The organism is Occallatibacter sp., from assembly GCF_035317045.1.
GTDB lineage: Bacteria > Acidobacteriota > Terriglobia > Terriglobales > Acidobacteriaceae > Telmatobacter.
On record NZ_DATHHT010000011.1, the window covers coordinates 14,482 to 27,144 of the forward strand.

Below are 12,663 nucleotides of genomic sequence, written 5' to 3' on the forward strand. Positions count from 1 at the left end.
ACGCTGCGCTCAGAATGACAATGAATTGAAATGTCTTCCGCTCTACGCGTTCTGCCAGACTTTCCAGCCACGCCACTCGTTGACCAACTCCTTGAAGACGCGGCCGCGATGCTCGTAGCTTTCGAACTGGTCGAAGCTGGAGCAGGCCGGAGCGAGGAGCACAGTGTCGCCGGGGTGAGCGGCGGTAGCGATGGCGCTGACGGCCTTGTCCAGCGTTTCGCAGGAGTGGATGGTGACCACGCCGCGCAGTTGCGACTCGATTTTGGCTGCGGCCGAGCCAATGGTATAGACGGCCTTCACGCGCGAGCGAAGCAGTTCGGAAAGCTCGGTGTAGTCGGAGTTCTTGTCTTTGCCGCCGAGGATGAGATGAATATTGCCGGGGAAGGCGGCAATCGCCTTGGCAGTCGCATCGACATTCGTCGCTTTTGAATCGTTGTAGATCTCGACGCCGTTCAGCGTGGCGACGTATTCGAGGCGGTGTTCAACGGCTTTGAAGTGCTCGACGGCGGTGCGGACAGATTCGGCAGAGGCTCCAGCGAGGCGCGCGGCGCAGACGGCAGCCAGCACATTTTCAACATTATGCTCGCCCTTGAGCGGGATGCTCGAGAGGGGCATGACGGTTTCGGGCGCGGCATCGGGCGCTGAGCGGAACAGGATGGCGCCACCATCGACCCACGCGCCCTGATCGACCGCGTGCTCAAGAGAGAACCAGTAGACCTTCGCCCGCGAACGCTTGGCAGAGGAGGCGGCGCGGACGTTGTCGGCATTGAGAATGCAGAAGTCGTGCTCGTCCTGCTCGGCGAAGATGCGTTCCTTGGCGAGAGCGTAGTTTTCGAAGCTGCCGTGACGGTCGAGATGATCGGGCGTGATGTTGAGAATGACGGCGATGGCGGGGTGGAACTGCTCGGTCGATTCGAGTTGAAAGCTGGAGACCTCAAGGACCGACCAGGTGTCGTCTGTCGATTCGTCGATCAGCGCGACGACGGGCACGCCGATATTGCCTCCGACGAGGGTAGGCATGCCGGCCTCTTCGAGGATTTCGCCAAGCAGCGAGGTCGTGGTTGTCTTGCCATTGGAACCAGTGACGGCGAGGATTTTGCCCTTCAGAAAGCGTGCGGCCAGTTCGAGCTCGCCGATGATGGGGCGGCCGAAGTTGCGGGCCTGCACCAACTCGGGTGTATCGAGCGGCACGCCGGGGCTGACGATGATGAGGTCCTGGCGACGGAAGGTGAGCAGGCCGTGCCCGCCAGCCTCGACGTTGATACCCTCTTCGAGCAGCGCTGGAATGTCTTTCGCTAAGGCTTCGGCACTGCGAATGTCGGAGACGGTGACCTGGGCTCCGCGACGACGCAGGAAGATGGCTGCGGCCAGGCCGGATTTGCCCAGCCCGACGACGAGTACCTTTTTGCCTTTGAGCTCCATCATGATTCTGTCCAAGGATACTTTATCGCGCCGTGGGGTCGCTTGGTGTCAATACCAAAGCGGAGTTGCGCGGGATTAGCGGAGTTTGAGCGTCGTAAGGGCAAACAGAGCGAAGACCAGCGCCATGATCCAGAAGCGGACGATGACCTTGGACTCGCTCCAGCCAAGCTGCTCGAAGTGGTGGTGCAGTGGCGCCATCTTAAAGATGCGTTTTTTGCGGAGCTTGTAGCTGCCTACCTGCAGAACGACCGAGAGCGCCTCGAGTACGAAGATGCCACCGATGAAGGGGAGCAGGAATTCCTGCCGGATGAGGATGGCGACCGTGCCGATGGCGCCGCCCAACGCGAGTGAGCCCACGTCGCCCATAAAAACTTCAGCGGGATGGGCGTTATACCAGAGAAATCCTATCGAGGCACCGACCATCGATCCGCCGAAGACGGTAAGCTCGGCGACGAGGGGCATACGCTGCAATTCAAGGTAGTCGGCAAAGACCACGTGGCCGCTGACATAGGTGAGCACCGTGAGCGCGCCGGCGGCGATGATGGTGCAGCCGATGGCAAGTCCGTCGAGGCCGTCGGTGAGGTTGACGGCGTTGGAGGTTCCCATCAGCACGAAGATGACGAAGCAGACGAAGGGCACAAAGGCTAGTAAGCCGAGATGCGGCAAAGTGCTTGGCCAGTGGTGCCACTGAAGGTCAGGGTGGAACGCCTTGAGGAATGGAACGCTGAGCTGCGTCGAGAACAACTTGAACCGGGTGAGTCCAATGAGAGCCACCGCTACGCCGGCCCCGACCAGCCCTTGCCAGAAGAGCTTGGCGCGCGCGGTGAGGCCGAGATTGCGCCGGTTAACCACCTTGGTGTAGTCGTCCGCGAACCCAATGGCACCGTAAGCCAGCGTGGAGCAGACCGCAATCCAGACGAAGAGATTGCTGGGGTCGGACCAGAGCACCGTCGGCAGCAGGATAGCGATGACGATGAGTACGCCGCCCATCGTCGGGGTGCCCGATTTTTTCTGGTGCGACTGGGGCCCGTCCTCGCGGATGTACTGCCCGATCTGGAATTCGCGGAGCTTCTGGATGACGTAAGGTCCGATGAACATCGCGATCAGCAGCGCGGTAAGCGACGCAAAGACAGTACGAAACGTGAGATAGCGAAAGATCCGGAAGGGGTGAAACACCGGGTACAGCTTTTGGTAAAGCAGCCAGTAAAGCAAGAGGACTCCAGTAGCCGGATCAGATGGATTCAGGTTGATTCTACTAGGGGTGGTTGGCGGACGGACGTGAGTTGACGGTCCCTGAATCTGGGGAGTGAATGGGCCTGAACGCACCTGGGGCAATCGATGACAGATAGCCTGTTGGTGCGTCTTTCCTGGAGTTGCCGAAAGCTTGCGATTTGGCCGTATATGCTTGAACGTGTTTTTGGGAGGGCTGCACGCGCTATGCGACTTCTTAGTTCGGTCCTCGCAATCGTGCTATTTGCAGTTTTTCCCCAGGCAGTTATCGGGGGCATCAGGCCATCTTTCACTGGTGACTCTGAAGCGTGGCGATCAACCGAGATTGTCGTGGTTTCAACCTTGCCCAACGAGGGCACCTTTGTGGTAGATGAGGTGTGGAAGGGCGATCTTCGCCCCGGAGCGAGGCTTGCGGTCCCCGTGCTGATTCCGTCGGATGACGCTGTTTCTCTCTCGTTTTATATGAATTTTTCGCAGAATTTGTCAGGCGTTTGGACCAATGCGGATAGAGGTTCCATTGCAGAGAAGATTCCGAGAGAGCCCGTGGGTTCGCAAATGATTCTGTTCCTCGAAAGCAAGCCGTCGAATTCTCAAGAACCTAGGTGGGAGCCGGGGAATTGGATGGGTTCGATGAAGGCCTCCGTCGTGTGGATTGAGGGTGATCAACTTTGGTCGTTTGTACAAGTGATCAATGCGGGACCAGCCATTCTTCAACGCACGGGTACCCTCCAGAACCTGAAAGAGCGAGTCACAAAGGTGTTGAAGACGCAGAAGGAAATTCAGTCGGTTCTTAGTGTTCAAGACCCTGTGCAGAGAGCACAACTGCTAAAGCTCTACCTGAAGTCAGACGTGTCCGACGCAAGAAAATTGGCGTTGGAGGAGTTGGGCAAGTCAGGGCCGGCAGCGGTTCCGATCATTCGACAGATACTGGACGATTCCAGTTATGCGGAGGAGGCGCCGGGTTTGATTGAAGCAGTGGTGAAAGCAGGTGGACCTGCGGAGGGAGCGGATTTGAACGAACGCTTCAAGCGCGAGGTCGCCTTTTGGGAGTCTACGGGACCGTCTTTGCAGCAGGGCTGGTGGAACGGGGCTGACGCGCCGCTCCGGTTGCACTATTCGCAGACATATCAGCTCATCATCGGTCTTCAAAAGACTCTGAACGTGGATGCCCTCGCCTCGGTGAAGCAGCTCGATGATCTATGGGTCTCCCATCCCCAACTGAACGACTCGAGCGGGTTAAATCAAATAAGCTTCGAATGCGAGAGACTGATGAGAATGATGCAACCTGACTAGACCACTTGGGGATAAGGCGGGCATCTGCCGGGGGATGATACGCTCCCCTACTGGTGTGCGGATATCGATTGTCTATGTAACTCTGCCTCAAACGCCTGCTGACGATCGGCAATATAAGCCTTGTAGCCCGCGGGATCGATGAAGGCATTCTTGTCGCCTTGCTTGAAGCGGTCGTACTTCCCCAACATGTCGAAGTACGCGCCGTGGGCGCCGAGAAAGATGTCGCAGGGAAGTTTTTTGAGGACCGCGAACTGGTGACTGTAGTCGGCAGCGATCCGCGGATACGTTTTGTTGTCGACCAGCTTGTAGCCGGGATTCACGTTGGGACTGCCGACGATGACGACGTGCAGCGTGCGGCCATTCTCCCGCTCGTCGAGCGTCCAGGTGATTGTGCCCTTGGTGTGGCCGGCGGTCAGGTGCGCGATCAACGTGGTGCCGCCCAAGGAAACAATGCTGCCATCGTGAAGGATGCGGTCGACTTTCGTCGGCGGAAACCACAGGGATTTGTCCGTCGCGTAATGGAAATCGTTGTGGCCGCCGGATTCGACGACCGGCACGTCGGGCGCCATCACATCGTACTTCGCTCCGGTTTCGCGCTTGATCTCGGCGCTGCCGGCGCAATGGTCGTAGTGGCCATGACTGATGAGCAATACCTTCGTGTCGCCGTACTTAAAGCCGAGTGCCTCGATGCTTTTCTTGATCAAAGGCGGCGATGACTGGAGATTGCTGTTGATGAGGATGTTGCCTCGCGGCGTAACGATAAGATATGCGGCGAGGTCCTGGCTGCCGACGTAATAGAGATTTCCGGCGATCCGGAAAGGCGGAACCGGTGTTGTCCAGGAAGCGGGGATCTGGGCTGCGAGTTGCAGGCCGAAGATCACAAAAATGAATGCAGGTACGATGCGGGGAAGGATACGGCCAGTCACTGGTTCTCCGTTGAGGCGAAGTGGGTTTTCAGGATTTCGATGGCGCGTTCAAGCTGGACTCCGCGCGAGCCCTTGACCAGGACAACATCGCCCGGCTGCAGATTCTTCACCAGCCACTCGCCCGCAGTGGACGCATCGGCCAGAAAAATCGAAGCCACTCCGCAGAGGCATGCTGCGGCGGCGAGATGCTGCGCATTGCCCCGCACGCCCGCCACGAGATCGATGCCCTCATCAGCGGCGGCTTTGCCGCAGGCCGCGTGCAGCATCGAGGCATGCTCGCCCAATTCGAGCATCTCCCCCGCGATCAGGATGCGCCGCTGTGCTGGATGCATCGCGAGCGTGTGGATCATCGACTGCAAGGCTTCGGGGTTGGAATTGTAGCTGTCATTGAGGATGGTGGCGCCGGCAATCTCCAACACCTCTCCGCGCTTGCTGCCCGGCGTCAGCGATGTGAGTGCGGCGACGGCAGCATCGAGTGCAACTCCGGCCTCGAGCGCTACGGCGAGGCCGGCGACGGCATTCTGCGCGTTGTGTCCACCGAGAAGATTGAGGTGGAAGCTTCCCTCGCGCTCGCCGGTACGAAAATGCACGTCGAGGCCGGAGGGATCTTCCTTCACATCGAGAATGGCCGGATCGCCGCATGGGCCGATGCCGAAATACACCACCTTTCCGTGGAAATCGCGGCCAAACTGCGAAACATAGGCATCAGAGCAATTGAGAAACGCAACGCCGGTTCCAGGCAGAGCGGCGATCAGTTCGTATTTAGCGCGTGCGATGCCGGCCTGGCCCTCGTTGAAGTTTTCTATGTGCGCCGTGCCCACGTTGGTCACAACGCCCCAGTCGGGAGCGGCGATGCGGGTGAGGGCGGCGATTTCGCCCAGGTGATTCATGCCCATTTCGACAACAGCGTATTCGTGTTCAGGCTCAAGCCGCAGCAACTGGAGCGGCAGGCCGAAGGCGTTGTTGAGATTTCCCTGCGACTTCAGCACGTTGAACTTCGCTCCAAGCGCGGCGGCAATCGCTTCTTTCGTGGTGGTCTTCCCGGCGGACCCGGTGATGGCGACAACACGCTTGCCCCACTGCCGACGCACACTAAGAGCAAGGGCATGAAGCGCGACGAGTGTGTCTTCCGCAATCAGGAGCGGAACGGCGAGCGCAGCATCCGGCAGAGTCGCGGCCTTGGCGCGCGAAACAACTGCAGCGACGGCGCCACGTTGAAGAGCGGCAGCAACAAAATCGTGGCCATCGAGGCGCTCTCCGCGCACGGCAAAGAAGAGATCGCCGGGCGATGCAGTGCGCGAGTCAATCGAATAGCCGGTGACAGGGAGCATGCCTGGGCTCGAAATGCTGGACGGCGCTTCGAGAACCGCGCCCGCCCCAATGGCCGCTTCTGCGAGGGTTAACCTCATGACACACCACCGTAACCCAAATCGCGCAGCGCGGCGAGTGCTATTTCAGAGTCGTCGAAGGGAATGGTGCGGTCGGCGAGAATCTGCTCTTTTTCGTGACCTTTACCTGCCAGCAGAACGACATCGTTGGACGTGGCGGATTTGAGCGCGAGATGGATCGCAGACGCCCGATCGGGCTCGATGGTGTAGTGGACGCCACTGGCCTTGAGCGCGGGTTCAACCTCGTTGAGGATGGCGCGCGGATCTTCAGAGCGAGGATTGTCGCTCGTGGCGACGACAAATTCACTTCCCTCGCCCGCGGCGTAGCCCATCTTGGGGCGCTTGGTACGATCGCGGTCTCCGCCGCAGCCGAAGAGCGTAATGACGCGGCCTCCGGATCCTGCGACGAGTTGACGCGCAAGGGCTATCAGGTTGCGGAGCGCGTCGTCGGTGTGTGCGTAATCCACGATCACGGCAAAGGGCTGCCCGCCGTCGACGGGCTGAAAGCGGCCGGGCACTGGAGCGAGGTGTGGAACCGACGCCACCAGTTGATCGAACGGAATGCCGCGCGCATGTGCGGCCGTGAAGGCGGCCAGCAGATTAAGGATGTTCACTTCGCCGGCGAGACGCGAGGCGACGTGCGCGGATCCGGCGGGTGTTTCAAGCTGGATGCTTGCACCGCCGGGTGTGAGCGTGTGCGACGCAGCGCGGAAGTCGCCAAGGCCGATGCCGTAAGTGCGAACTTCGGCTCCGGCCTTGCGTGCCGCTTCAATCAGTTCGGGCGTTCGCTCGTCGTGCGCATTGAGGACAGCGACGCGCGGGGCAGGATACATGGTGCCGTCGAAGAGAAGGCGCTTGGCGGCGAAATACTTGTCCATCGTCTGGTGGTAATCGAGATGGTCGCGCGTGAGATTGGTGAAGACGGCAACGTCAAACGGAATGCCAAAAGCGCGGCCCTGGTCGAGTCCGTGACTCGAGACTTCGGTGACCAGTTCGGTAGCGCCCCGACTGGATCCCTCGGCCATCAGCTCGAACAGATCGCGAGACTCGGGCGTGGTGTGGAGAGAGGGACACACTTCGCCGGCAAGGTGGTATTCGATCGTGCCGATCAGAACAGTTTTGCGCGTAGCGGCATTGAGCAGAGCTTCGGTGAGGAAGGCCGTCGTCGTTTTTCCGTTGGTGCCGGTGATGCCGGTAGCGGCCATCGTGCGCTCGGGATGGCCGAAGAAGGCGGCGGATGCTTCAGCAAGAGCGCGGCGACCGTGCTCAACTTCAACGACGGCGATGTCGGGGTTGTAAACAACGAGGTGATCGTAGGTTGGCGATGAGTCTGTGATGATGCCGATGGCGCCGGCGGCGATGGCCTTGTTGATAAAGCGGTTCCCGTCGTTGGTGCCGCCCTTCATCGCGACAAACACGGAACCGGGATGGACGCGACGCGAGTCGTATTCGATACCCGCGATGGGCTGGTAGGACGAGCCGGAGGTGCCGACGGCGGTGACTTCGGCGATGAGTTCGTGCCAATGCATGTCTGGTTGATTGTAGATTGCGGAGGTGATTTTGTTCTGTGACTTCGGGCCAATGCGTGGGACGCCCGTTGGACTAAGGATAGGTTTCGACGAAAGCTTCCATTGCCTTTTCGGTGCCTCGGCGATCGTCGTAGTTCGGGTCGCTGAACCGCTCGACGATTTCTGAGAGGCTGGCTTTCATCTTGTCGTATTCGGCAACGGCTTCATCCTCTGTCGCGAAGAAGCGGGTGTGGACCATCCATCCGTAAATCCCACAGGTGATGGTGAAAGGTGCGATATTCGCGTTTTGCTCGAGAGTGATGCGCGCGCCTTGAACATGCTCTTCGTCGCGGATCGTCTCGCCGCTCTCAGAGCCCTTCAGACCAAGAGTCGTTCCATTATTGAAGGGTTGCCACATGGCCTACCGCCCGCAGCGCACGATGATCTTAGTGCCGCTGGGAACCTGGGTACCGGCAGCCGGCGCCTGCTCTCGGACCGTGCCGCTGCCGGTGATCTCCACCTGCAGGCCTTCGGCGGCAATCATCTCGATCACGCTACGGATGGGCAAGCCAACCAGCGAAGGCACGCTGAGTTTTTTGCCGTCGCTGACGCTGACGTAGGTGGACACGCGGTCCTGCGGCGGCGAAGATGGCGAAGCCGCCGGCTGATTCGACGCTGTTGGTTGAGAAGTGGCGCCTGCCGGCGCGAACTCGTCCGGTTGTGCTGCCGCTGTTTGCACGGGTGCCGCTGGGGTTTGCTGGCGCAGCGGGTCGTCGGCCGGCAGGTCATTGGCGGCCGCGAACAATGCGTTTACCTCCGCCTGGTCCGCATCGGAGTCGTCTTCCTCAACGGGCTTCTCCGCCTTGGCCTGCTGCAGAGTGGTCTTCGCCGGGCGCACATCGATATCGTGCGGAACGTTCAGGTATTCAAGTACCTCCTGCGCAACCTCCGCGAAAACAGGTGCAGAGACTGCGGTGCCATAGTATGAGGGGCCGCTGCGGGGATTGTCGATGACCACGGCGACGGCGATGACCGGATTGTTGACCGGCGCAATTCCGGCGAAGGAGGCGATGTGCATCGTCTTCGAATAGAGGTGTGTGACCGGATCAACCTTTTGCGCGGTTCCGGTTTTCCCGCCGGATGAGTAGCCGTTAAGCTGTGCGGGTTTGCCGGTTCCGAAAAGGACGACGCCCTCCATCATCTTGCGCATTTGCGCGGCAGCCATCTCTGAGATGACGCGATGCGCGCCAGAAGGCAGCGGGTTGGGCATGTCTTCGCCGGGTCTGAAAGCGGCGGCCTCGAGCGCCGCAGGCTTCGCATTGTGCGTCAACTGATCCGGCATCAGAACGCGGGGCGGAAGGTACGTGCCGCCGTTGGCGATAGTGGAAACCATGGACACAAGCTGCACCGGCGTGACACCGACTTCCTGCCCGATGGCGAGGGACCCGATTGATGACCCATTCCATTTACTAGTAGGACGGAGCAGGCCGCGGGTTTCGCCGGGGACTTCCACGCCGCTTCGGCTGCCAAAGCCGAAGTCGCGCATGTATTGGTAGAAGCGGTCGGGTCCGATCTTGAGCGCGAGCTTGACGGCAGCCACGTCGCTCGATTCCTCGAGCGCCTTATGGACGGTAACTACCCCCAGGTGTTCGCCTTGATTGTCGTGAATGATGCGTCCGCCGGCCATCTTGATCTGCCCACCCTGGCAATCGATCATGTCATCCGGCTTGGTGACGTTCGAGTCAAGCGCTGAGGCGTACGTGACCAGCTTGAAGACCGATCCTGGTTCGTACACATCGCTGACAGCGTGGTCCTTTAATAGTGCGGTCGTGGTGTGCCGGAAATCATTGGGATTGAATGTGGGCCGAATCGCGAGGGCAAGAATCTGGCCAGTATGTACGTCCTGCACCACGATGGTTCCGTTGTCGGCGTTTGTCTTCTCCATCGCGTGGTTGAGGGCCTTCTCGGCCATGAACTGGATGTTCTCGTCGATGGTGAGCTGCAGATTCTGGCCGGGCTCAGGCTCATGGGCGACGGAGCCCAGCACGCGGCGGCGCGCGTCCATGGCGGTAAACATGTGCCCGGGGACGCCGTGGAGCGCACCATTGAATTTGCCTTCGAGACCGCCAAGACCGTTATCGTCGACGCCGACATACCCGAGCACTTGGGCGGCAATCTGGTTGTCGGGATAGAAACGCTGGAACTCATTCTGGAAATAGATGCCCTTCATATTGAGGCCGCGAATCTTGGTGGCAATCTCGGGCGTAACGCGCCGTGCGATCCATGCAAAACTCCTGCCCTCGTCGAGGCGGTGCGCGATCTGGTCTTCACGCGTCAATCTGTCTTCAGAATCGGTGTGGACGATGGCGGCGAGCACGCGGGCCGCGCCCTTCTGGTCGTCGATCTCCGAAGGAACGGCATAAACGGACTCGACCTGCACGGTCATGGCGAGCTCGTGCATATTGCGGTCGTAGAGAATGCCCCGGCGTGGCGCGACCTCAAAGGTGCGCTGCTGCTGCTTATCAGCGCGTTCCAGGTAGTCGCTGTGGCGGATCACCTGCAGCCAGAAGAGGCGCGCCGCAATGGCAACCGCCCAGAAGAAAAAGAAGCCGCAGACAAGCCAAAAACGCGCCAGCTTCATGGGCGTGGCGCGCTGTGTGACAGTAAGCGGACGAGTTGCGCGTAGAGCTGCCTGCATTGTTGTTCGGCGATTCGAGTTTCAGATTAGAGCATCAAGGTGTGACACACCGTGACGAATCACAGGATGTGCGCGACGAGGTATCTTATGGATAATCGGCGCTGCTCAGTTCGCCGGATTCGGTTGCGGCGTGTTGACCTGGGCCATCACCGGCGCGCTCGAGTCGAAGTGCGCGGTTGCGCGGACAACCTGTCCGGGCTGCGGCTCGCTCATTCCAAGCTGACGTGCCATGCCATCGATTCGGCCAGGCTGCGAAAGTTGCGCTTCGGTCAAACGGAGCTGGCGATTCTCTTCGCGCAGCTGTTCGCGCACCTGCTTTTCTGATTCGATGCGATAAGAGTTCTCAATCGCGTAGAAATGCTGCAGGCCGTACACCATGATGAGCGAGAACAGCACGGTGGCCGCTGCGGAGAAGATGCGCATCTGGCGCACGCGCACCGGATCGGAAGCCTTGACGAGGCGCGTGTTGTCGATGTGGTGCGCGAAGATCACTTCTGGCGTGCGCACTCCGCGACGGCGCATGGGCTGCTGGGCCAACAGTGCGGCATTGCGCTCGGCCACGCGAGCGGTCCAGCCGGGTTTCGAATCGAATAGTGTCGCAGTGCATGCAGCCATGTTGTTTCTCCTAGCTTCTAGCCGCTAGCTTCTAGCTGCTAGCCGCAATCTTGCTGAATTCTTTCCTTCGACCCATCGCAGTAAACAAGTAACAGGGCGCGCCGTTGTTATATTCCCTATTCCCTATTCCCTGTTCTCTGCTTTTCCGCCGCTCGCAACTTGGCGCTTCTTGAGCGTGGATTGCGATCCGTTTCTTCGTCGCTGGCGGTGACCGGTTTCTTTGTCAGCGCCCGCATAATTCCCTTGTGCGCGTATTCGCGCAGAATATCTTTCGCGATGCGATCTTCCAGCGAGTGAAAGCTGATGACGACCAGTCGTCCGGAGGGCTTAAGCAATGGTGGTGCGGCCTCCAGCAGCGCCTTGATTTCATCCAACTCGCGATTCACGTAAATCCGGAGCGCCTGGAACGTGCGCGTCGCCGGGTGAATCTTGTCCTGTTTCATTGCCGGGGCGGCTGAAGCAACAATCCGGGACAACTGCCCGGTGGTTGAGATTGGCCGCCCGCGAACAATGGCTCTGGCGATTCTCCGCGACCTCCTTTCGTCTCCGTATTCGTAAATAAGGTCGGCAAGCTCGCGCTCGTTCGCCTCATTCACCACTTGTGCGGCGGTAGGACCGGATCGCGTATCTTGCCGCATATCCAGGGGTCCGTCCACCATAAAACTGAATCCTCTGCGCGCTTCGTCGATCTGCAGGCTGCTGACACCGAAGTCGGCCAAGATGCCATCGAGCGAGGCCGGTTCAACGTAATTGCTAATCGAACTGAACGCCTCGCCGATGAACGTCATTTGAGGCGCCTGATTGCCGAGTTCACTTGCCACCTGTGCGAGGCGGCCTTTTGCAAGCTCGAGTGCCTCGGGATCGCGATCGAAACCGATCAGACGTCCCGCCGGGCCGAGGCGGCGGATGATCTCTGCCGCATGGCCGGCAAGGCCGAGGGTGCAGTCTGCAATGACGCTGCCTGCGCGTACATTGAGAAACTGAATCGCATCTTGTAAAAGAACTGGCACATGACGTTCACTTTGCTTCGACATGTGCTCCCCCTGAGGGGTGTGTCAGGCCATCGGCCCGAAAAATCATCCCTTGTGGCGAAGAATCTCCGCCATTGCCTTGCGATCGTCGGCGGTCAACTGATTGGCCGCCAGATTCTGTTCGAAGATCTCCCGGTTATGAACTTCGAGGTACGTCCTCATGCCAAAAACTGTGACTTCCCCGTCGAGCTGGGCAGCATTGCGGAGGATCTGGGGGAGGAGAAGCCTGGCCTGGTTGTCCATCTCCACTTGCTGCCCGTAGTAGCTGGTCACATTGAGGTACTTGCGAACCGCGTCGTCCATGGTGCTGGAGTCGGCGAGCTGTTGCTCCCTTTTCTCCCACTCAGGCAGGGGCCAGATCTCGGCGCTTTTGCCATCGGTGGAAGTGACATAAAACTGGGTTACACTGGTGGCATCGACCAGTTGCTTGAAAGCGGAAGGGAGCTTAAGCCTTCCTTTTTCATCGACTTTCGCTGGATGATTGCCACGAAACATGCTTTGTCGTTCGCCTCGTACTCGGTGTAAAGGCTGGTTCCGAACCTGGGTTGGAGC

Annotated in this window: 11 protein-coding genes; 1 reads left to right on the plus strand and 10 read right to left on the minus strand. The window is 59.6% G+C overall.

The window, feature by feature from the left end; genetic code table 11:
* Positions 1-42 precede the first annotated feature (42 nt).
* On the minus strand, positions 43-1,422 hold the full coding sequence (murD, locus tag VK574_RS03440) for a UDP-N-acetylmuramoyl-L-alanine--D-glutamate ligase (RefSeq protein ID WP_472798761.1): 1,380 nt from the start codon (positions 1,420-1,422) through the stop codon (positions 43-45).
* A 75-nt stretch (positions 1,423-1,497) separates the two neighbouring features.
* The gene (gene mraY / locus VK574_RS03445; RefSeq protein ID WP_472798410.1) at positions 1,498-2,634 is read right to left on the minus strand and encodes a phospho-N-acetylmuramoyl-pentapeptide-transferase; all 1,137 of its coding nucleotides are present in this window, start codon (positions 2,632-2,634) and stop codon (positions 1,498-1,500) included.
* Between the two features lie 348 nt (positions 2,635-2,982).
* Between mraY and VK574_RS03450 the strand changes: the two genes are divergently transcribed.
* Positions 2,983-3,945 (plus strand): hypothetical protein, encoded by a 963-nt coding sequence (locus VK574_RS03450; protein ID WP_472798411.1) that lies wholly within the window; start codon positions 2,983-2,985, stop codon positions 3,943-3,945.
* 47 nt (positions 3,946-3,992) lie between these two features.
* Here the strand turns inward: VK574_RS03450 and bla are convergent, their stop codons facing one another.
* From bla to VK574_RS03490, 8 genes are all read right to left on the minus strand, one after another.
* The gene (bla, locus tag VK574_RS03455) at positions 3,993-4,859 is read right to left on the minus strand and encodes a subclass B3 metallo-beta-lactamase (protein WP_472798762.1); all 867 of its coding nucleotides are present in this window, start codon (positions 4,857-4,859) and stop codon (positions 3,993-3,995) included.
* An 8-nt stretch (positions 4,860-4,867) separates the two neighbouring features.
* Positions 4,868-6,280, minus strand: a complete 1,413-nt coding sequence (locus VK574_RS03460; protein WP_472798412.1) for a UDP-N-acetylmuramoyl-tripeptide--D-alanyl-D-alanine ligase — start codon at positions 6,278-6,280, stop codon at positions 4,868-4,870.
* Entirely contained in the window at positions 6,277-7,788 is a 1,512-nt protein-coding gene (locus tag VK574_RS03465) for a UDP-N-acetylmuramoyl-L-alanyl-D-glutamate--2,6-diaminopimelate ligase (RefSeq protein WP_472798413.1), read from the minus strand. The genes VK574_RS03460 and VK574_RS03465 overlap by 4 nt, the downstream gene beginning before the upstream one ends.
* Before the next feature lie 73 nt (positions 7,789-7,861).
* Positions 7,862-8,185: a hypothetical protein gene (locus VK574_RS03470; RefSeq protein ID WP_472798414.1), complete on the minus strand. Its 324-nt coding sequence runs from the start codon at positions 8,183-8,185 to the stop codon at positions 7,862-7,864.
* Between the two features lie 3 nt (positions 8,186-8,188).
* A complete protein-coding gene (locus VK574_RS03475) occupies positions 8,189-10,465 on the minus strand; it encodes a penicillin-binding protein (protein WP_472798415.1) in 2,277 nt (758 codons plus the stop codon).
* Between the two features lie 105 nt (positions 10,466-10,570).
* The gene (locus VK574_RS03480; RefSeq protein WP_472798416.1) at positions 10,571-11,080 is read right to left on the minus strand and encodes a cell division protein FtsL; all 510 of its coding nucleotides are present in this window, start codon (positions 11,078-11,080) and stop codon (positions 10,571-10,573) included.
* Positions 11,081-11,196: 116 nt separating this feature from the next.
* Positions 11,197-12,114, minus strand: a complete 918-nt coding sequence (gene rsmH, locus VK574_RS03485; protein ID WP_472798417.1) for a 16S rRNA (cytosine(1402)-N(4))-methyltransferase RsmH — start codon at positions 12,112-12,114, stop codon at positions 11,197-11,199.
* A 42-nt stretch (positions 12,115-12,156) separates the two neighbouring features.
* On the minus strand, positions 12,157-12,606 hold the full coding sequence (locus VK574_RS03490) for a division/cell wall cluster transcriptional repressor MraZ (RefSeq protein WP_472798418.1): 450 nt from the start codon (positions 12,604-12,606) through the stop codon (positions 12,157-12,159).
* Positions 12,607-12,663 lie beyond the last annotated feature (57 nt).

Excerpts from the sequence above, each read along its gene's own strand:
- murD (WP_472798761.1), bottom strand. The coding sequence starts at position 1,422 with ATGGAGCTCAAAGGCAAAAAGGTACTCGTCGTCGGGCTGGGCAAATCC.
- VK574_RS03460 (WP_472798412.1), bottom strand. The coding sequence starts at position 6,280 with ATGAGGTTAACCCTCGCAGAAGCGGCCATTGGGGCGGGCGCGGTTCTC.
- VK574_RS03465 (WP_472798413.1), bottom strand. The coding sequence starts at position 7,788 with ATGCATTGGCACGAACTCATCGCCGAAGTCACCGCCGTCGGCACCTCC.
- VK574_RS03470 (WP_472798414.1), bottom strand. The coding sequence starts at position 8,185 with ATGTGGCAACCCTTCAATAATGGAACGACTCTTGGTCTGAAGGGCTCT.
- VK574_RS03475 (WP_472798415.1), bottom strand. The coding sequence starts at position 10,465 with ATGCAGGCAGCTCTACGCGCAACTCGTCCGCTTACTGTCACACAGCGC.
- VK574_RS03480 (WP_472798416.1), bottom strand. The coding sequence starts at position 11,080 with ATGGCTGCATGCACTGCGACACTATTCGATTCGAAACCCGGCTGGACC.
- rsmH (WP_472798417.1), bottom strand. The coding sequence starts at position 12,114 with ATGTCGAAGCAAAGTGAACGTCATGTGCCAGTTCTTTTACAAGATGCG.
- VK574_RS03490 (WP_472798418.1), bottom strand. The coding sequence starts at position 12,606 with ATGTTTCGTGGCAATCATCCAGCGAAAGTCGATGAAAAAGGAAGGCTT.